Source organism: Micromonospora chalcea (assembly GCF_028768405.1).
Lineage (GTDB): Bacteria > Actinomycetota > Actinomycetes > Mycobacteriales > Micromonosporaceae > Micromonospora > Micromonospora chalcea.
This window is the reverse complement of sequence record NZ_CP118233.1, coordinates 3,031,664-3,050,589: the sequence shown is the minus strand read 5'-3', so window position 1 is coordinate 3,050,589 and position 18,926 is coordinate 3,031,664. Positions and strand designations below refer to the sequence as shown.

The following is an 18,926-nucleotide window of genomic DNA, read 5'->3' as shown; positions in this document are numbered from 1 at the left end:
CCCTTCCTTACACCCGGACGTCGTAGGCGGGCCCGTCGTGCGCGGCGAGGAACTCGTGGCCGCGCATCCGGCACCACGCCGGGATGTCCACCGCCGCCGCCGGGTCGTCGGCCAGCACCCGCACCACCGCGCCGGCCGGCAGCCCGGGCACCAGCCGGGCGAGATTGATCACCGGCAGGGGGCAGCGCTGCCCCCGGCAGTCCAGCACCTGATCCGGCTCGCTCACAGGTCGGTCACCCCCGCCTGCGCCCGCAGGTCCGCCACGATCCCCGGCAGCTCGGCCAGGAACCGCTCCACGTCCGCCTCGGTGGTCTCCCGGTGCAGCGACACCCGCACGTTGCCGTGCGACAGCACCCCCATCGCCTCCAGCACGTGCGACGGGCGCACCGTTGACGACGTGCACGACGAGCCGGAGGACACCGCGAACCCGCGCCGGTCCAGCGCGTGCAGCAGCGCCTCGCCGTCCACGTACAGGCAGGAGAACGTCACCAGGTGCGGCAGCCGGTCGACCGGGTCGCCGACCACCTCCACGTCCGGCACCTCGGCCGCCACCCGCGCCCGGATCCGGTCCACCAGCGGTCCCAGCCGCGCCGCCTCGGCCGCCGCGTCGGCCGCCGCCGCGCGCAGGCTCGCCGCCGCCGCGACCACCGCCGGCAGGTTCACCACCCCCGGGGTACGCCCCGACTCCCGCTCGTCGGCCGGGTACGGCGACTCCCACCGGGCGCCCTTGCGCACCACGAGCAGCCCGACGCCGGGCGGCCCGCCCCACTTGTGCGCGCTGGCGCTCAGCACCGACCAGCCCGCCGGCAGTGGCGCCCGGCCGGCGAGCTGCGCCGCGTCCACGTACAGCGGCACGCCCGCCTCGGCGCACAGCTCCGCCGCGGCGGGCACCGGCTGCACCGTGCCCACCTCGTGACTGGCAGCGATCAACGCCGCGAGGGCCACGCCGGGCGCGGCCACCGCCGACGCCCAGGCGTCCAGGTCCACCCGGCCCAGCCGGTTCACCGGTACGGACACCGCCGCGCCGCCGGCGGCCGTGTGCCGCTGCGCGGCGTGCAGCACCGCCGAGTGCTCGACCGCCGAGTGCACAAGCGTCGCCCCGGCCCGCCGCCGCCCGGCCAGGCCACCGAGTACGGCGGCGTGCGCTGCCGCCGTACCGCTGGGGGTGAAGGACAGCTCGTCGGCGCGGACGCCGAGCGTCTGCGCGGCGGCCTCGCGCGCGGCGTCGAGGAGCTGGCGGGCCCGGCGGGCCGCCGAGTAGAGCCGGGCCGGGTCGGCCCAGCCGTCGTCCAGGGCGGCCAGCATCGCCTGCCGCGCGACCGGATGCAGCGGGGCCGCGGTGGCGGCGTCCAGGTAGACCGGGGAGGCGCTCATGACGTTCCACGCTATCGCCCGGTTACGCCCAAGATCCCCCCGATGGGGGTGGACAGCGACCCCAAGACGGCCTGGCCGGTCATGGTCGAGTAATCTGCGACCGTCGGTGACGCCTTTGCCGTCGGTGTCAAGGAGAACAACCGCCGCGGCGCGCTAGGGAGGCAGGACCAGGTGGTCGCAAGGAGTTCGGAGGTACGGCGCTCGGCCGTACGCAGCGCTTCCCCGGGGGCCGGTGGACGCCGGCGGCGTGGTGCTGGTCGAATCGCCGGGCTCGGTCTCGGCGCGGCGGCGCTGCTGGTCTCGCTCACCGGCTGTGACGTCGGCAAGGCGTTCGGCGGGTTCGGCTGGCCGCAGGGCGGCATCACGCCCGAGTCGCAGCGCATGTACGACCTGTGGATCGCGTCCTGCATCGCGGCGCTGGCCGTCGGTGTGTTCGTCTGGGGCCTGATCTTCTGGTGCGTGGTCCGCTACCGCAAGCGCGGCAACGAGCTGCCGGTGCAGACCCGCTACAACCTGCCGATGGAGTTCCTCTACACCATCGCGCCGATCCTCGTGGTCTCCGTGCTCTTCTACTACACCGCGGTCGTGCAGACCGACGTGATCAAGGAGTCGAAGAACCCGGACGTCACCGTCGAGGTCGTGGCGTTCAAGTGGAACTGGCAGTTCAACTACCGCGACGGCCAGGGCCGCGACGCCAACACCGTCGCCTCGGTGCTGGGCACCAGCGAGGTCATCCCGGTCCTGGTGCTGCCCAGCGGCCGCTCGATCCGGTTCGAGGAGACCAGCCGCGACGTCATCCACTCGTTCTGGGTGCCGGAGCTGCTGTTCAAGCGCGACGTCATGCCGGGCAACGTGCGCAACACGTTCGAGGTCTCCCGCATCGACCAGGAGGGCGCGTTCGTCGGCCGCTGCGCCGAGCTGTGCGGCAGCTACCACGCCTTCATGAACTTCGAACTGCGGGTCGTCTCGCCGGAGAAGTACGACCAGTTCCTCGCGGCCAAGAAGGCCGGCAAGTCGACCCAGGAGGCGCTCGGCGCGATCGGTGAGCCCGAGTACGCCACCGAGACGAAGCCGTTCGACACCCGGCGCGACGTGAACAACTTCAACCCGTCCGACGCCCAGGCCGGCGCGGGAAGCTGAGAGGTCCGGCATGAAGACCGAGTGGAAGATCTTCCTCACCATCGCCACGTTCCTCCTCGGCGCGACCATCCTCTACGGCGCCTGGACGTACGCGGACAGCGACGGCCGCATCGAGTGGATCGGCACCGTGGCGCTGCTGCTCTCCTTCCTGCTCTGCGCCATGTGCGGCGGCTTCTTCTGGTTCGTCTCCCGCCGGATCGACCTGCGCCCCGAGGACCGGCCGGACGGCGAGATCGCCGACGGCGCCGGTGAGGTCGGCTTCTTCAGCCCGGGCAGCTACTGGCCGTTCGCGTTGGCGCTGGCCGCCGCGATCGCCGGCCTGGGCCTGGTGTTCTGGCAGTTCTGGCTGCTGGGACTGGGCCTGGTGACGGTCGTCTTCGCCACCTGCGGGCTGCTCTTCGAGTACTACTCCGGCACCCGCCGCACCGCCGAGCACTGACCCAACGCGCCACGGCAGGCCCGCACCCCCTCCGGGGGAGCGGGCCTGCCGCGTTCCGCGCCCCCCTCCGCCGTCCCCGTTGATCATGAAGTTGACGGCACCGGCGGTCCTTTTTGTCCCCGCCAACCTCATGATCACCGCCCGTGCGGCGGCGCTCTGGCGCTCTGCCTCCGGTGCGCACCACCGGCTCACGCCGGACTGTTCCATCAGCCGAGAGCGCCGTTCCGGTTGGCAGGACCACGAGAGATCTTGGAAGGAAACGGTCTCCATGACAGCCGCTTCCTTCCAAGATCTCGCCGCGCGGCTCGGCCAGGTGGGGCGAACCGCAGTCCGCTCCCCATGACGCGGTGCCGCCACCGGGTCATCGTTGACACTCACGCCCGAGCCCACCGCGCTCCCGGCGCCGCCCCGCCCCGTTGATCAAGGAGTTTGTGTCCGCCTGGACAACCGTGGGGACACAAACTCCTTCATCACGCGAGGCAGGCGGTTGGGCTGTCGGGCGTGGCGGGGAGGGAAAGGGCGCCGAAAGGGAGTGGAGGTCAGGCGGCCTGGGGGTGAGAAGGGCGGCGGGTGCGGCGGCCGGACAGGCGGGCCGGGCGGAAGGTGAACGTGGCGATCACCACTGCCGCGCCGCAGCGGGTGCAGATCAGCTCCGGGCAGTCGGCGCCGTGCCCGTCGCCGCAGGGCGGCGCCTCGAACAGCACGACGTCCTCGCAGGTGTCGCAGTGCAGCTCGCGGTCAGACACGGGTGGCTCCTCTCGCTCCGGGCCCGGGGCGAGGCGGTGTGGCGCCGGCCGGTGGACCGAAGACCGAAAACGGATAGACCGAAAACGGAAAATAACTCCCGTGTAGTTTGGCACGCGGGTACGACACCCTCGCCGTCAGGCGGCGCGTGCCACCTCCAGCCAGCGCTCCAGCGCGGCCGCCGCGGCGCCCGAGTCGACGGCCTCGGCGGCCCGGTCCAGGTTGGCCCGCAGCGCCTCGTGCAGATCGCCGTCGAGCGGGCCCTGGGTGGACAGCGCCACAGCGGCGTTGACCAGCACCGCGTCCCGTACCGGGCCGGTCTCGCCGGCGAGCAGGCGGCGTACCACGTCGGCGTTGTAGGCCGCGTCTCCGCCGCGCAGGTCGGCCAGGGTGGCCCGGGGTACCCCGAGCTCCGCCGCGTCCAGCAGCGCCTCCGTGACGGTGCCCTGCTGCGCCACCCAGACCCGGGTGGGCGCGCCGGTGCTGAACTCGTCCAGGCCGTCCTCGCCGCGTACCACGATCGCGGAGTCGCCGCGGGCCGCGAAAACGGCCGCCATCACCGGGGCCATCCGCTTGTCGAAGCAGCCCACCGCGCCCGCGCGGGGCCGCGCCGGGTTGGTCAGCGGGCCGAGGAAGTTGAACGCGGTGGGTACGCCGATCTCGCGCCGGACCGGGCCGGTGTGCCGCATCCCAGGGTGGAAGCGGGCGGCGAAGCAGAAGCCGATGCCGGCCTCGGTGACGCAGCGGGCCACCTGCTCGGGCTCCAGGTCCAGCGGTACGCCGAGCTCCTCCAGCACGTCCGCGGTGCCGCACGAGGAGGAGGCGGCCCGGTTGCCGTGCTTGACCACGCGGACGCCGGCCCCGGCGACCACGAGCGCCGCCATGGTGGAGATGTTCACCGTGTGCGCGAGGTCACCGCCGGTGCCGACCACGTCCAGCGCGGTGTCGCGTACCTCGTCGGGCAGGAGCACCGGCACCGCGCGGGTCAGCATGGTCTCGACCAGGCCGCCCAGCTCGGCGGGGGTCTCGCCCTTGGTGCGCAGCGCCACGGCGAACCCGGCGATCTGCGCCGGTGTCGCCGAGCCGGCCATGATCTCGCCCATCGCCCACGCCGTGTCGGCGGTGGAGAGCTCCTCGCCGCGCAGCAGCGCGTTGAGCAGAAGCGGCCAGGTCCGTTCGCCCATGACGGGCCTCCCGAGCGGCGTGAGGAAAGCGGTTGGGGCTTGCCACGGCCGCGTCGCCGTGGCGCGCGAGGGTCGGGGGATCAGGCCGCGGCGTGGGTGCGGCGCAGCAGCTCCGCGACGGTGCTGCCGGCGACCACCGGGTCCAGCGGGTGGGTCAGCGTCGCGTCGACCTCGGCGTACGCGGCCAGCCAGCGGTCGGCGGCGCGGGCCAGCACCACGCAGGTCGGCGGCGCGTCGTCCCGGTCGTCCTTGATCTGGCGGGCGATGCCGATGCCGCCGCCCGGGCTCGCCTCGCCGTCGAGCAGCAGCAGGTCGATCTCGTAGTCGTCGACCAGCCGGACGCAGGCGGCGTACTCGTCGGCCTCGACGAACTCGATCTCGATGCCGGGCGCCGGGCGGGTGCCCACGGCCAGCCGCATCCGGTCGCGGACCTTCGGGTCGTCGCTGTAGAGCAGGACGGTGCAAAGACGATCGCTCATCGTGACGTGGCTCCCACCTCGTAGCTGCCCGCTGATCGTAGCGGGCGTCACGTTCGGCCTGTCCTCCGCCCGGGCGGGGGAGGGCGTACCCCGTCAGGGGCCTCAGGCGCTCGCTTCCGCGGCGCGCTCGCGGGCCTCCTGGCGGTCCAGTTCGCGGTCGAGCCGGCGGGCCTCGCGCTCGGACTGTTTGACCCACTGGACGACCAGGACGGCGAGCATGGTGACGCTGACGAACTCGCCGCCGGCCCAGAGGACGCCTCCGGCCACCACCTGGTCGTTCCAGGGGTCGGACCAGGACAGGTTGAGCGACGGGTACCAGTCGCCGCCGAACAGCGTGGTGCTCTGCATGATGGTGAGCCCGAGCACGGTGTGGAACGGCACCGAGAGCAGCATGAGCAGCGCGCGCGCCGGGTACGGCCAGCGTCCGGGCAGCGGGTCGAGGCCGAGCAGCGGCCAGAAGAAGACGCAGCCGGTGGCGATGAAGTGCGCGTGGACGAGTTCGTGCGCCCACTCGTGGCGCAGGGTGAACTCGTAGAGGTCGGTGAAGTAGAGCGCGAACGGGTTCACCACGAAGATGGTGAACGCCACGAGCGGGAAGCTGTAGATCCGCGCGATCCGGCTGTGCACGATCGCGAGCAGGCGCTTGCGCGGGCGTACCGGCAGCGTGCGCAGCGCCAGCGTGACCGGCGCGCCGAGCGCCAGGAAGATCGGCGCGATCATCGACAGCACCATGTGCTGGACCATGTGCACCGAGAGCAGGGCGGTGTCGTACGCGCCGAGCCCGGTGAGCGTGACCAGCGCGATGCCGCCGAGGCCGGGGCCGAGGAACGACACGGTACGGATGACCGGCCAGCGGTCGCCGCGCAGCCGCAGCCGGTGCACCCCGTAGAGGTACAGGCCGGCGGCGAGCACGATGCCCAGCGTGAGCCAGCTGTCCAGCCGGGTCTCGGTGAACACCCGGGCCACGGTGAACGGCGGCGGGGCGCTCTCGCCTCCCGCCGCCAGCGTCGCCGGAACGGCCGAGGTGACGGCGAGGATCTGATCGACGTGCAGCACGCTTTTCAGGGTAGGTCAGGCGAAGCGGACCACCACGATCGGGCCACGGAAGGGCCGGGTTTGGCACCCCGCTGATCGTCGGTCCCGGTCAGGGGCAATAATGACCGCGTGACTGCGGCCCCAGCCATTGACAAGAGCCGGATCCACTCCCTGACGCGACCCAACATGGTCAGCGTCGGGACGATCGTGTGGCTCTCCAGCGAACTCATGTTCTTCGCGGCGCTGTTCGCGATGTACTTCTCCATCCGCGCGGCTGCGCCGGAGCAGTGGGAGAAGCACACCGAGGTGCTGAACATCCCGTACGCGACCACGTTCACGGTGATCCTGGTGCTCTCCTCGATCACCTGTCAGATCGGCGTGTTCGCGGCCGAGCGCGGCGACGTCCACGCCCTGCGCCGGTGGTTCACGATCACGTTCATCATGGGTCTGATCTTCGTACTCGGTCAGCTGAACGAGTACCGGACCCTGGTGCACGAGGGCGTGAAGATCAACGAAGACGGCTACGGGTCGATGTTCTACCTCACCACCGGATTCCACGGTCTGCACGTGACCGGCGGTCTGGTCGCCTTCATCATCTTCATGATCCGCACCACCATGGGTCGGTTCACCCCAGCCCAGGCGACCTCGGCGATCGTCGTGTCCTACTACTGGCACTTCGTGGACGTCGTGTGGATCGCGCTCTACGCCATGATCTACTGGCTCCAGTGATCTTGGCGCGTCACGAACCGCGCCGCTGCTCCGTCCCCTGAGACAAGGTCCAACCGGTTAAGGACACAGGTCATGACTTCTGACAACGACCGCCGACGCGGTCTGCTCGCGCGGCTGCGCGGGCGGCCCGTAGCGCGCAGCAGGGGCCGCCGCCGGCTGGGCGCCGCGGTCCGGCTGTTCGCCGCGCTGATGCTGGCCGGCGGTGCCTACACCGTCTTCGCCCCCGGCGTGCAGGCGCAGGACAACCCGCCGTTGACCGCCGCAGGCAACGAGGGTAAGGCGCTGTTCGACGTGAGCTGTGTGACCTGTCACGGTCGCAATGCCCAGGGCGTCGAGGGCCGTGGTCCGAGCCTGATCGGCGTCGGGTCCGCCTCGGTGGAGTTCCAGGTGAGCAGCGGTCGCATGCCGATGGCCCGGCAGGAGGCCCAGGCCATGCGCAAGCCGCCGCAGTTCACCGACGAGCAGGTGCGCCAGCTCGGGCAGTACATCCAGGAGCTCGGTGGCGGTCCGGAGGTGCCCAACGGCGACCTGCGTGAGGGCGCCAACCTGGCCACCGGTGGCGAGCTGTTCCGGATCAACTGCTCGCAGTGCCACGCCTTCGGCGGTGGCGGCGGTGCGCTGTCCTCCGGCAAGTACGCGCCGAGCCTCGCGCCGGCCAGCGACCGGCAGATCTACGCCGCGATGCTGAGCGGTCCGCAGAACATGCCGGTGTTCGGTGACAACCAGATCACGCCGCAGGAGAAGGCGGACATCATCGCCTACATCCAGGACACGCTGAAGAACGACGGCGACCCGGGCGGGTTCAACCTGGGCCGGTACGGCCCGTCGACCGAGGGCATCGCGATCTTCCTGGTCGGCATCGTCGCGCTGGTCTTCGCGAGCCTGTGGATTGCGGGCAAGTCGTGACCGGACGGATCAATGGTTCCAGTGCTGTGGCGCCGACCCCCGGCGTCACCCGTAGCGAGGTGACGGCATGAGCACCCACACCGAGCACCAGGCCCAGCGGGGCCCGGAGCCGCTCGACGTGAACGACCCCCGGCTCTCCCGGTTCGAGGTCGTTCAGGAGGGCGCCCGGCGGGACGACATCGAGATCGTCCACTACGAGCCGCAGGTGGTCCCGGGCAGCAAGGCCGAGCGCCGGCTGACCCGTACCGTCGCCCTGATGTTCCTGCTGACCGGCGTCTTCGCGACCGCCTTCCTGGTGGTCTACATCTGGTGGCCGTGGCAGTGGGAGCCGGGTCGCGGCGGCGACAAGCTCTACACGCCGCTGCTCGGCGTGACGCTGGGCCTGGCGCTGCTGGGCATCGGTTTCGGCATCCTGACCTGGGGCAAGAAGCTGCTGCCCAAGGAGGTGTCGATCCAGGACCGGCACGACCAGGTCGACGACCCGGAGGGTCGCAAGATCACCGGTGAGACGATGCTCTACCTCGCCGACGAGATGGGCGTACGCCGCCGGCCGCTGCTGGGCATCTCGCTGCTCGCCGGCCTGGCGCCGGTGGGCGCGGTGGCCGCCGCGCCGCTGATCGGTGGCCTGATCGAGCAGCCGCACAAGAACAACCAGATGTTCACCACCGGCTTCCAGCCGGGCGAGGGCGGCAAGAAGATCCGGCTGATCCGTGAGGACGGCCGTCCGATCCGCCCGGCCGACGTCAGCGTCGGCGGCCAGCTCACCGTGTTCCCGGGCATCGACGGCGGCGTCAGCAACAAGCACGCCGACTCGCCCACCCTGCTCATCCACCTGCGGGAGGACGACGCGCAGAAGTCGCGCGCCGCGAACGAGCGCAAGGGCCACGGCGACTACATGTGGGGCAACTACGTCGCGTACTCCAAGATCTGTACGCACGCCGGCTGCCCGGCCAGCCTCTACGAGCAGCAGACCAACCGCCTGCTCTGCCCCTGCCACCAGTCCCAGTTCCTCATCACCGACAACGCCAAGCCGATCTTCGGCCCGGCGAACCGGCCGCTGCCGCAGCTGCCGATCGAGGTGGACGAGGAGGGCTTCTTCGTGGCGAAGTCCGACTACACCGAGACCATCGGTCCCGACTTCTGGGAGCGGCCATGAAGCGCCGAAAGTTTGATGCCGCCGCGCTGCCGGCCAAGAGCGCGCGGGCGGTGGACGACCGCTTCCAGGTGGCCACGCCCCTGCGCAAGCTGCTGAACAAGGTCTTCCCCGACCACTGGTCGTTCCTGCTGGGCGAGATCGCGCTGTTCTCGTTCATCGTCCTGCTGCTGACCGGCGTCTTCCTGACGTTCTTCTTCGAGCCGACGATGACCGAGGTCATCTACAACGGCAGCTACGCGCCGCTGCGGGGCACCCCGATGTCGGCCGCGTACGCCTCCAGCCTGGACATCTCGTTCGATGTCCGGGGTGGCCTGATCATGCGGCAGATGCACCACTGGGCGGCCCTGCTGTTCATGGCCGCGATCGTGGTGCACATGCTGCGGGTGTTCTTCACCGGCGCGTTCCGCAAGCCGCGTGAGACCAACTGGATCATCGGTTCGCTGCTGTTCTGGGTCGGCTTCCTGGCCGGCTTCACCGGCTACTCGCTGCCGGACGACGGCCTGTCCGGCACCGGTCTGCGCATCGCCTCCGCGATCATCCTGTCGATCCCGGTGATCGGGTCCTGGGTCAGCTCGTCGATCTTCGGCGGGGAGTTCCCCGGCACCATCATCATCAGCCGCTTCTTCATCGCCCACGTGCTGCTCGTCCCGGGTCTGCTGGTGGCGCTGATCAGCGTGCACCTCGGCCTGGTGTTCAAGCAGAAGCACACCCAGTGGCCCGGCCCCGGCCGGACCAACTCCAACGTGGTCGGCGAGCGGATGTTCCCGCGCTACGCGCTCAAGCAGGGCGGCTTCTTCATGGTCGTCTTCGGCGTGATCGCGCTGATGGGCGGCCTGTTCCAGATCAACCCGATCTGGCTGTTCGGCCCGTACGAGGCGTGGGTGGTCTCGGCCGCCAGCCAGCCCGACTGGTACGTCATGTTCCTCGACGGCTCGACCCGGCTCATGCCGGGCTGGGAGATCCACATCCCGATCGGCAACGGGTACGTCATCCCACCGCTGTTCTGGCCGACGGTGGTCCTACCCGGAATCCTGGTGGGCCTGTCGACGATGTACCCGTTCCTGGAGGCGCGCCGCCTCAAGGACTACAAGCACCACAACCTGCTCCAGCGGCCCCGGGACGTTCCGGCCCGGACCGCCGTGGGCGCCATGGCGCTGGCCTTCTACATCGTGCTGACGCTCTCCGGCGCCAACGACGTCATCGCCGACAAGTTCCACATCAGCCTGAACGCGATGACCTGGGCGGGCCGGATCGGCCTGCTGATCCTGCCGCCGATCGCGTACTACATCACGTACCGGATCTGCCTGGGTCTGCAGCAGCACGACCGGGAGGTGCTGGCCCACGGCGTGGAGACCGGCATCATCAAGCGGCTGCCCGACGGCCGGTTCGTCGAGGTCCACCAGCCGCTCACCTCGGCCGAGGGGCACGACGGTCACCCGCCGGCACTGGACTACGTCGGCTGGGTGGTGCCGAAGAAGATGAACCGGCTCGGCGCCCTCGGCCCGGCGATCCGGGGCTTCTTCTACCCGATCGAGAAGCCGGCCGAGGCGCCGGTCTCGCCGGGGCACCCGCCGGTCGAGGACCGGCCGGAGCGGGAGGAGATCGGCAGCGGCGAGAGCCGTCGCTGACCTTCCCGGTACGACTGACAGTGGCGCCCGCCGGATCATCCGGCGGGCGCCACTGCCGCTTTACGTACCTGTCGTCCGGTTGTGCCCGCCCGGCGCCCGACGTGCGGTGCACCGGTCCCCGCCGCCCCCCGACACGGACGGGTGGAATCGCAGGAATAACCCCGGTCAGCCGGGTATCCGTGCGGTCCGACGTCTCATGGGGGAGGAAAGATGCTGGGAATCAAACGCCTGGGCCTGATGGCCGCGCTGGTGGTCGTGGGGCTGGCGCCCGCCGCCGCGGCACAGGCCGCGGCGCAGCCGTCGACGCAGGACACGCAGTACCTGCAGGCGGTGCACCAGGTCAACCTGTTCGAGATCACCGCCGGTAACCTGGCCCAGCAGAAGGGTCAGAACCAGCAGGTCAAGGACCTGGGCAAGATGTTCGTCACGGACCACACCCAGCTGGACCAGACGGTGCAGTCGACCGCCCAGCAGCTCAACGTGCAGCTGCCGGCCGACCCGACCGCCGACCAGCAGAAGGTCCTCGACAAGCTGAACAACCTCAACGGGGCCGAGTTCGACAAGGCCTGGGTGACCGCGCAGCTCGCCGGCCACGTCCAGGCCATCCAGGCCACCCAGACCGAGATCTCGCAGGGCTCGGAGCAGTCGGTGGTGCAGATCGCGCAGGACGCGCTGCCGGTCCTGCAGGCGCACTACGACGCGCTGGTGGCCCTGGCCCAGACGCTGGGTGTCCCGGTTCCGCAGACCAGTGCCAGCGGCACGCCCAGCCCGGGCGGCACCACCTCGCCGGGTGGCACCGAGTCGCCGGCTCCGGGCGGCACCGAGACCGAGGAGCCCGCTCCGGGCACCACGGAGACCCCGGTGCCCAGCCAGAGCTGACGTACCGCACGGTCGACGGTGGCCGGTCCGCCCACGGGGCGGGCCGGCCACCGGCTCGTGTCAGTCGGCGCTCGCGAGCCCGATCGCGAACGCCTCCTCCAGGTCGTGCTGGGAGTACGCGCGGAACGCGATGTGCGACTCGGTGTTCAGCACGCCTGGCACCTTCGAGATGCTGCCGGCGATGACCTGCGCGATCTGCTCGAACTCCCGGACGCGGACCATGGCGATCAGGTCGACGTGCCCGGCCACCGAGTAGACCTCGCTGACGCCGGGCAGGTTGGCCAGGGTCTCGGCCACCTCGGGGATGGAGTCGGTGGCGCAGTCGATCAGCACGATCGCGGTGATCACGGGACGGTTCTCCGTTCGTCGGCGACGAGGCCCATGCTAGATCCCGCGGCCCTCACCGCGCCGCCGGGACGGTCAGGTCGTCCCCGGCCCGGATCACCCGGTGGAGGCTCTCCCCGGCCGCGACGGTCGCGCCCGGCCACACCACGGACCGGTCCACGTCGCCGTCCACCCGCGCGCCCGCGCCCACCACCGAGCCGGTGAGCCGGCCGGTCACCGTCGCCGCCGGGTCCACCAGCCCGTCCGGTCCGGCGGCGTGCAGGTTGGCGTCCAGGTAGTCGGCCGGGGTGCCGGTGTCGTAGAACGTGCCCCGGTAGGGCACCACGGTGAGCGCGCCGGCCGCCTCCGCGGGCCGCCACACCGCCCGGACCAGGTCGCCGAACGTGGCCGGCAGGTCGCGGACCAGCCGCCAGGGCAGCAGCGAGAAACCCACGAACTCGTGGCCCTCGAACGTCCCGGGGGCGTCCGGGTCGTCGGCGGGCCGGCCGAGCAGGCGTACGCCGTGCCCGTCCCAGCCGTCCAGCAGCGCGGCGATGTCCGGCCCGGGCGGGGCCGCCGGATCGGCCAGGTACGCGTCGGCGTTGCCCACCAGCACGCCCCGGCCGGCGATCCAGTCTCGCAGCCGGCCGACGCCTCCGGCGGTGCCCAGCGGGGCGTCCGGCTCGACCGACAGGTGGGCCCGGTCGCCGACCCGCGCGACCACCTGGTCACCCAGGTAGCAGGCGTTCACCGCGACCCGTTCCGGACCGGCCAGGCCGAGCCCGGCCAGCCGGGCCAGCGCCCGGTCCAGCAGCGGGACGTTGCCGACCGGGCAGAGCGCCTTCGGCACCCGCTCGGTGAGCGGGCGCAGCCGGGTGCCCTCACCGGCGGCCAGCACCACCGCGCACACCTCGCCCCCCGGCGCCGGAGCGCCCGCGTACGGGGTGCTCACGCGGCCGGTGGGCGCTCGCCGGCGCGCGGGCCGATGCCGTAGAAGCCCAGCAGGTTCGCGGTGGCGCGGCTGAGCCGGGGCAGGTCGTCCAGCGGATGGAAGGCGGCCTCGAAGACCTCGGCCCCGTCCACCTTCAGCTCGGTGGTCGACGCCGGCACCTCCGCCTCGAAGACCACGTCCACCCAGCCCTTGGCGTGCACCACCGCGTTCGGCACCGCCGGGCGCAGCGCGTCGGGGGACAGGCGGACACCTGATTCCTCGTACAGCTCCCGGGCGGCGCCGACCACCGGGGCCTCGCCGCGTTGCAGCAGCCCGGCGGGCAGCGTCCAGCTGTAGCCGGGCGGCTGGCGCAGCAGCAGGATCCGGCCCGCGCCGGTGGCCTCCGCGTCCTTGACCAGCGTGACCGCGCCGACGACGTACTTCGGCACGGCCAGCCGCACCAGCCGCCGCCGCAGCGGGACCGGAAGCCGGTAGAAGATCTGGTAGCCGAGGGCCCGTCCGGTGGCACGCGCGCGGGGGATCATGCCGTCCAGGCTAGTGGTCCCGGCGCGGACCGGCTTCGTCTACTGCCTGTGGTCGACCAGATCGATCAACTGCTGGACCACGGTGTCCGGCTCGACGGTGCGGTCGAAGACCGCCACCAGCATCGTCTCCAGGTCGGGGTAGCCCAGTTCCTCGGACAGCCGCAGCAGCGGCAGGTCGCTGGCCAGACCCCGGTTGTGCTTGCGCAGCGCCAGCCCGATGGAGGCCCGGCCGAGGCGTACCTTGTCGGCGATCGAGATGCCCGGCTCGGTGTGCTCGGCGAACCAGCGGTTGATCTGCATCTGGGCGTGCGGCGACTTGACGAAGCCCAGCCACTCCCGGCGCGGGCCGCGCGGGGCCACGTCGGCCTCGAAGCCGCTCTCCGCGTCGCGCTCGGTGTAGATCTCCACCACGTCGCCCTCCTCCAGTTCGGAGGAGAGCGGGGCGAGCCGGCCGTTGATCCGGGCCGCCAGGCAGTGGTCGCCGCGCTCGGTGCCCAGCTCGTACGCGAGGTCGACCGGCGTGGCCCCGGCCGGCAGCACCACCTGCCGCCCGTCGGCGACGACCTGGATCTGCGCCTCCGACAGGTCGCAGCGCAGCGACTCCATGAACTGGGTCGGGTCGACGGTCTCCTGCTCCCAGTCGAGCACCCGGCGCAGCCAGGCCAGCTCGTCCGCCCGGTCGACGGCCCGGCCCGCGGCGCGGGGGAAGCGGTAGTGGGCGGCTACGCCGTACTCCGCGGAGCGATGCATCTCGGTGGTGCGGATCAGCACCTCGACGGTGCGGTCCTGCGGGCCGCAGACGCTCGTGTGCAGGGAGCGGTAGAGGTTGTTCTTCGGGGAGGCGATGAAGTCCTTGAAGCGGCCCGGCACCGGCCGCCAGAGCCCGTGCACGGCGCCCAGCGCGGCGTAACAGTCGGTCGCCGGACCGTCCACCACGATCGCGATACGCGGCAGGTCGTACGGGGCCGTGTGACCGCCGGCGACGGTGTCCTTCCAGATCGAGTAGAGGTGGCGGGGGCGGGGGGAGACGTCGGCGTCGACCCGGTTGCGGCGCAGCGCCACCCGGGTGCGGGCCACCACGTCGGCGAGGTAGGCGTCCCAGCCGGGCCGGTCGTGCACGAAGCGGGCGAGCCGGGCGTGCTCCTCCGGCCGCAGGTGCAGCAGGACCACGTCGTCCAGCTCGCGTTTGAGCGTCTGGATGCCGAGCCGGTCGCAGAGCGGGACCAGCACCTCCTGGGTCTTGCGGGCGATCCGCTCCCGGGACGCGGCCGAGCGGACGCCGAGCGTACGCATGTTGTGCAGCCGGTCGGCCAGCTTGATCACCAGCACCCGGACGTCCTTGCCGGCCGCCACGATCATCTTGCGGACGGTCTCCGCCTCGGCGGCCTTGCCGTAGAACGCCTTGTCGAACTTCGTCACGCCGTCGACCAGGTGGGCGACCTCGCGGCCGAAGTCCTCCTGGAGCGCCTGGAGCGTGTAGCGGGTGTCCTCCACCGTGTCGTGCAGCAGCGCGGCGACCAGCGTGATGGTGTCCATGCCGAGGTCGGCGCAGATCTGCGCCACCGCCAGCGGATGGGTGATGTACGGCTCGCCGCTCTTGCGGAACTGGCCGCGGTGCATGTTCTCGGCGATCGTGTAGGCGCGGCGCAACACCGAGGCGTCGGCGCTCGCGTGGATGCCGCGATGGGCCCGGACCAGCGCGGTGACCGGGTCGCCGTCGGAGGTCGGCCAGGTGAGCAGGGAACGCAGGCGGCGGGTGAGTGGCAGTTCGCCCTGGGCTGGAAGCGCGCCACCCAGGGCGGCGCCGTGTCCGGCGTCGACGTCCACCTGGGACACCTCCTCACCCCGGCCCTCGGCCGCCGGGAACCGGCGACCGGGAGCAGAGCCCGCGAATCGGGCAGGTCTGCACTCCTTTAACAGACTAAGGGAGTCGAGGTAGTCCGATCGGTCAGTTGGTCATGAGCGTTCGGTCGAGACTTTGTGGGTTCCGCCGCTCTCCGCCTTCGTCAGGAGGTCGCGGAAACGCCCCGCGCCGGCCACCGGCGAGGCCCATCCGGCGCTCGCCTCGACCAGGCGGGTCTCCGGTCGCTCCAACCAGGACAGGATCCGTTCGGTCTCCTCGGCGGTCGCGGCCGGCACCGGCCCGTGCCCGGGCAGCACCGTCTCGGCGGTGGCCCGGATCGCGTCGATCGTCGGTCGCGGATGGACACCCGGCGGGGACACCCCGGCCCCCGCCAGCCGCCCGTGCCGCACCAGCGCCAGCTCCCAGCCGCCCCGGGCCGCCGGCCGGGCGGCGGCCAGCTCGGCGATGCCGGTCAGCGCGGCCAGCCGCTGCATCCGGACCGCCGCGCGCAGCACCGCGACCAGCCGCCCGCGCACCACAGCCGCCTCCTCGTAGCGCTGGGCGGCCGACAGCACTTCGATGCGGGCGAGCAGCGCGTCCACCACCACACCGGGATCGTCGCTGGTGGCGGTGCGGAACGGCGTCGCCGCCCGGTCGTCGTACTCCTCGGGGGTGATCCGGTGCTCGCAGGGCGCCGGGCAGCGACCCAGCTCGGCCAGCGCGCAGGCCGGCGTGGTGGTGCGCCGGGACAGCCGGTGCGTGCACTGCCGCAGCGGCACCGCGTCGTGGAAGCCGGCGGCGGCCAGCTCCGCCGCCTGCCGGGACCGGAACGGCCCCAGGTAGGCCGTGTCGGTCGGCGCGATGTCGCGCACGATCGACAACCGGGGGTACGCCTCGTCGGTGAGCTTCAGCCACACCTGGCGCTCCGGATACTTCGACCTGCGGTTGTACGGCGGCGCGTGCGCCGCGATCAGCCGCAGCTCGCGGACCTCCGCCTCCAGCGAGTGGGCGCACTCGACCGCCTCCACCCGCTCGGCGGCGGCGAGCATCTCGGAGATCCGGGCCCGCTTCTCCGCGGCGGTGAAGTAGCTGCGCACCCGGGTGGCGATGTCGCCGGACGTGCCGACGTAGAGCGGCCGGTCGTCGGCGGCCCGGAAGATGTAGACGCCCGGCACCTTCGGCAGCCCGTCGGCGAGGTGCCGCTTGCGGCGCTGGGTGGGTGTGACCGCGCGGGCGAACTCGATCGCCTCGCCGACCGTGTCGACGCGGTGCCCGCCGAGCCGGCCGATCAGCCCGTGCAGCACGTCGACGGTGGCCTTGGCGTCGTCCAGCGCCCGGTGGGTGGGCTGGGTCGCGGTGCGGAAGTAGGCGGCGAGCGTGCCCAGCTTGCGGTTGGGCACCTCGTCGCGGGTCAGCACCCGCCGGGCCAGCGCGGCCGTGTCCAGCACCCGCGGGTTGGGCCAGCGGTAGCCGTGCTTCGCGCAGGCCGCCTTGAGGAACCCCACGTCGTACGGCGCGTTGTGGGCGACCAGCACGGCGTCGCCGACGAACTCCAGGAAGCTCGGCAGCACCTGCTCGATCGGCGGGGCGGGCAGCAGCATGGCCTGCGTGATGCCGGTGAGCACGGTGATGAACGGCGGGATCGGCACGCCCGGGTTGACCAGCGTGGCGAGCACGCCCAGCTCCTCGCCGCCGCGCACCTTCACCGCGCCGATCTCGGTGATCCCGCCGCCGTCGGGCGCGCCGCCCGTGGTCTCCAGGTCGACCACCACGAAGGTGGTCGCGTAGAGCGGCAGCGCCGGGTCCACGCCGCTGCCCGCCGCAGTGTCCAGGCCGGCCAGCGACTCCTGGACGTACTCCGCTCGTGTCACCCGCGGGACGCTAGCGGCACGGTCCGACACTTGCGTCACTGCGGCCCCAGGAGATACCACGGGGGTACGATGAGAGATCGGCTCACTCACCGGGCGGTGGGCCCGTTCGGGGTGGGAGACTTGCCTCATGCCCCTCACCGAGCCGCACGACGACCACTCCTCCGCGGAGGAGCCGGTCCTCGGCGTGCCCGGCGCCGGTGAGGACGCGCCGACCCCGGTCGAGCCCGAGCCCACCCTGCCCGAACCGGTCCGGCAGCGGATCGTGACGCTCACCGCGGCCGTGCTGCCCGGCCTGCCCGCCGACGAGGTGCCGGTGCCGCTGCGGCGGGTCGCCAAGTTCGCCCCGAACCGCCGCGCCCGGCTCGGCGCGCCCGCGATCGCCGCCCAGCTCACCGCCGACCCGCTGTTCCGGCAGCGGGTCACCGCCCGGGTGCTCGCCGACGCCGGCGACCTCGGCGCGGCGGTGGTGGAGGGCACCGCCCCGGCCGCGGCCGACCCGGTCGAGGTGGCCGCGCTGGCCTACCTGGCCCGGCCCCGGGGCTGGCGGGAACTGATCGAGGCCAGCGGCGAGGCGGTACGCGCCGAGGCCGACAGCGCTGTGGTGGCCGAACTGGTCCGCGAGGCCGAGCAGCGGGCCGCCCGCGCCGAGCACGACCGGGCGGTGGCCCGGGTGGAGGCGGAGAAGCTGCGCGACGAGCTGGCCCGGGTCCGCGAGGAACTCGGTCAGCTCCGCGAGGAGGCGCGCCAGCTCGCCCGTACCCTGCGGGAGACCCAGGCCCGCGAGCGCAAGGCCACCGAACTGCTCGCCACCGAGCGGGGCCGGGCGGCCCGCGCGGCGGCCGACGCGGACGCCGAGCTGCGCCGCGCCCGGGCCCGGCTGGCCGAGGCGGAGGCCGCCGCCGGCGTGGCCCGGGCCAGCGCCAAGGAGGCCCGGTCGGTCGACGACGCCCGGCTGTGGCTGCTGCTGGAGACGATCGGCCAGGCCGCGGTCGGGCTGCGCCGCGAGCTGGCGCTCGACCCGGTGGACAAGCTTCCGGCCGACTTCGTCGCCGACGCGTTCGCCGAGCAGCCGGGCGCCGCGCAGGCCGGCCCGTCGACGCGGGCCCGCGACACCGACGACCCGGCCCGCCTCGACCAGTTGCTCGCGCTGCCCCGGGCACACCTGGTGGTGGACGGTTACAACGTGACGAAGCGGGGCTTCGGCGAGATGTCGCTGGAGCAGCAGCGCAAACGGCTGATCACCGGGCTGGGCGGGATCGCCGCGCAGACCGGGGACGAGGTCACAGTCGTCTTCGACGGCGCCGAGCGGATCCACGGCCTGCCCCCGGCGCCGCGTGGCGTGCGGGTGCTGTTCTCCCGTAAGGGCGAGACCGCGGACGAGCTGATCCGCCGGCTGGTCCGCGCCGAGCCGGCCGGGCGGCCGGTGGTCGTGGTCTCCTCCGACCGCGAGGTCGCCGACGGGGTACGCCGGCACGGCGCGTACCCGCTGGGCGCCGACTCGCTGCTGCGGCGCCTGGCCCGGTCCTGAGCCTTCTCTCTCCCCCTTGATCGACTCCAGATCGGGGGAGTGGTGGGGTCGGGCGCGTGCTGATCGCGCCACTTCGGCGTACTGGTTCTGGTTCGCGGCGGGTGCTGCCTCGTTGTCCGGTTCTGTCGTACCCCGGCGTTAGCGTTCTGGTGACCGACGGTGGTGGTCCCTTCCCCGAGCGCCACCGGCGA

At 72.3% G+C, this 18,926-nt stretch carries 19 protein-coding genes; 8 read left to right on the top strand and 11 right to left on the bottom strand.

Features of this window, described 5'->3' with window-relative positions; genetic code table 11:
* Positions 1-7: 7 nt before the first annotated feature.
* Positions 8-226, bottom strand: a complete 219-nt coding sequence (locus PVK74_RS13005) for a sulfurtransferase TusA family protein (RefSeq protein ID WP_043329366.1) — start codon at positions 224-226, stop codon at positions 8-10.
* Positions 223-1,374: a cysteine desulfurase family protein gene (locus PVK74_RS13000; protein WP_069088994.1), complete on the bottom strand. Its 1,152-nt coding sequence runs from the start codon at positions 1,372-1,374 to the stop codon at positions 223-225. The genes PVK74_RS13005 and PVK74_RS13000 overlap by 4 nt, the downstream gene beginning before the upstream one ends.
* Positions 1,375-1,545: 171 nt before the next feature.
* On the opposite strand from PVK74_RS13000, the gene ctaC reads away from it, so the two are divergent.
* Together ctaC and PVK74_RS12990 are read left to right on the top strand one after the other, a co-directional pair.
* The gene (gene ctaC, locus PVK74_RS12995) at positions 1,546-2,514 is read left to right on the top strand and encodes an aa3-type cytochrome oxidase subunit II (protein WP_043329368.1); all 969 of its coding nucleotides are present in this window, start codon (positions 1,546-1,548) and stop codon (positions 2,512-2,514) included.
* 10 nt (positions 2,515-2,524) lie between these two features.
* Positions 2,525-2,953, top strand: a complete 429-nt coding sequence (locus PVK74_RS12990; RefSeq protein ID WP_064445180.1) for a cytochrome c oxidase subunit 4 — start codon at positions 2,525-2,527, stop codon at positions 2,951-2,953.
* 539 nt (positions 2,954-3,492) lie between these two features.
* Here PVK74_RS12990 and PVK74_RS12985 read toward each other — a convergent pair.
* The 4 genes from PVK74_RS12985 to PVK74_RS12970 all read right to left on the bottom strand — a co-directional run bounded on the left by PVK74_RS12985 (position 3,493) and on the right by PVK74_RS12970 (position 6,416).
* The gene (locus PVK74_RS12985; protein ID WP_104112415.1) at positions 3,493-3,699 is read right to left on the bottom strand and encodes a hypothetical protein; all 207 of its coding nucleotides are present in this window, start codon (positions 3,697-3,699) and stop codon (positions 3,493-3,495) included.
* A gap of 135 nt (positions 3,700-3,834) precedes the next feature.
* On the bottom strand, positions 3,835-4,881 hold the full coding sequence (gene trpD / locus PVK74_RS12980) for an anthranilate phosphoribosyltransferase (RefSeq protein WP_104112414.1): 1,047 nt from the start codon (positions 4,879-4,881) through the stop codon (positions 3,835-3,837).
* Positions 4,882-4,961: 80 nt separating this feature from the next.
* Positions 4,962-5,360 carry a response regulator gene (locus tag PVK74_RS12975; RefSeq protein WP_030500140.1) on the bottom strand — a complete coding sequence of 133 codons (399 nt, stop codon included), beginning with the start codon at positions 5,358-5,360 and terminating at the stop codon, positions 4,962-4,964.
* Positions 5,361-5,462: 102 nt separating this feature from the next.
* On the bottom strand, positions 5,463-6,416 hold the full coding sequence (locus PVK74_RS12970; protein WP_043329374.1) for a cytochrome c oxidase assembly protein: 954 nt from the start codon (positions 6,414-6,416) through the stop codon (positions 5,463-5,465).
* A 108-nt stretch (positions 6,417-6,524) separates the two neighbouring features.
* Between PVK74_RS12970 and ctaE the strand changes: the two genes are divergently transcribed.
* The 5 genes from ctaE to PVK74_RS12945 all read left to right on the top strand — a co-directional run bounded on the left by ctaE (position 6,525) and on the right by PVK74_RS12945 (position 11,693).
* The gene (ctaE, locus tag PVK74_RS12965) at positions 6,525-7,124 is read left to right on the top strand and encodes an aa3-type cytochrome oxidase subunit III (RefSeq protein WP_043329376.1); all 600 of its coding nucleotides are present in this window, start codon (positions 6,525-6,527) and stop codon (positions 7,122-7,124) included.
* A 72-nt stretch (positions 7,125-7,196) separates the two neighbouring features.
* The gene (gene qcrC, locus PVK74_RS12960) at positions 7,197-8,030 is read left to right on the top strand and encodes a cytochrome bc1 complex diheme cytochrome c subunit (protein ID WP_030500143.1); all 834 of its coding nucleotides are present in this window, start codon (positions 7,197-7,199) and stop codon (positions 8,028-8,030) included.
* A gap of 67 nt (positions 8,031-8,097) precedes the next feature.
* Complete coding sequence (gene qcrA, locus PVK74_RS12955) at positions 8,098-9,186, top strand: cytochrome bc1 complex Rieske iron-sulfur subunit (protein WP_030500144.1); 1,089 nt, start codon at positions 8,098-8,100, stop codon at positions 9,184-9,186.
* A complete protein-coding gene (gene qcrB / locus PVK74_RS12950) occupies positions 9,183-10,814 on the top strand; it encodes a cytochrome bc1 complex cytochrome b subunit (protein ID WP_030500145.1) in 1,632 nt (543 codons plus the stop codon). Before qcrA ends, qcrB begins: the two co-directional genes overlap by 4 nt.
* A gap of 210 nt (positions 10,815-11,024) precedes the next feature.
* Positions 11,025-11,693, top strand: coding sequence for a DUF4142 domain-containing protein (locus PVK74_RS12945; RefSeq protein WP_030500146.1), 669 nt, complete (start codon positions 11,025-11,027; stop codon positions 11,691-11,693).
* A 60-nt stretch (positions 11,694-11,753) separates the two neighbouring features.
* Here the strand turns inward: PVK74_RS12945 and PVK74_RS12940 are convergent, their stop codons facing one another.
* The 5 genes from PVK74_RS12940 to PVK74_RS12920 form a co-directional block, all read right to left on the bottom strand.
* Positions 11,754-12,041 carry an Lrp/AsnC family transcriptional regulator gene (locus PVK74_RS12940; RefSeq protein WP_043329379.1) on the bottom strand — a complete coding sequence of 96 codons (288 nt, stop codon included), beginning with the start codon at positions 12,039-12,041 and terminating at the stop codon, positions 11,754-11,756.
* A 52-nt stretch (positions 12,042-12,093) separates the two neighbouring features.
* Entirely contained in the window at positions 12,094-12,969 is an 876-nt protein-coding gene (locus PVK74_RS12935; protein ID WP_274479121.1) for a nucleotidyltransferase family protein, read from the bottom strand.
* Positions 12,966-13,493: an NUDIX hydrolase gene (locus PVK74_RS12930; protein ID WP_064445183.1), complete on the bottom strand. Its 528-nt coding sequence runs from the start codon at positions 13,491-13,493 to the stop codon at positions 12,966-12,968. The genes PVK74_RS12935 and PVK74_RS12930 overlap by 4 nt, the downstream gene beginning before the upstream one ends.
* Before the next feature lie 39 nt (positions 13,494-13,532).
* Entirely contained in the window at positions 13,533-15,320 is a 1,788-nt protein-coding gene (locus tag PVK74_RS12925) for a RelA/SpoT family protein (protein ID WP_030500149.1), read from the bottom strand.
* Positions 15,321-15,449: 129 nt separating this feature from the next.
* Positions 15,450-17,207, bottom strand: a complete 1,758-nt coding sequence (locus PVK74_RS12920) for a DEDD exonuclease domain-containing protein (RefSeq protein ID WP_274479120.1) — start codon at positions 17,205-17,207, stop codon at positions 15,450-15,452.
* Positions 17,208-17,334: 127 nt separating this feature from the next.
* On the opposite strand from PVK74_RS12920, the gene PVK74_RS12915 reads away from it, so the two are divergent.
* Positions 17,335-18,735: an NYN domain-containing protein gene (locus tag PVK74_RS12915; RefSeq protein WP_113972547.1), complete on the top strand. Its 1,401-nt coding sequence runs from the start codon at positions 17,335-17,337 to the stop codon at positions 18,733-18,735.
* Positions 18,736-18,926: the final 191 nt, after the last annotated feature.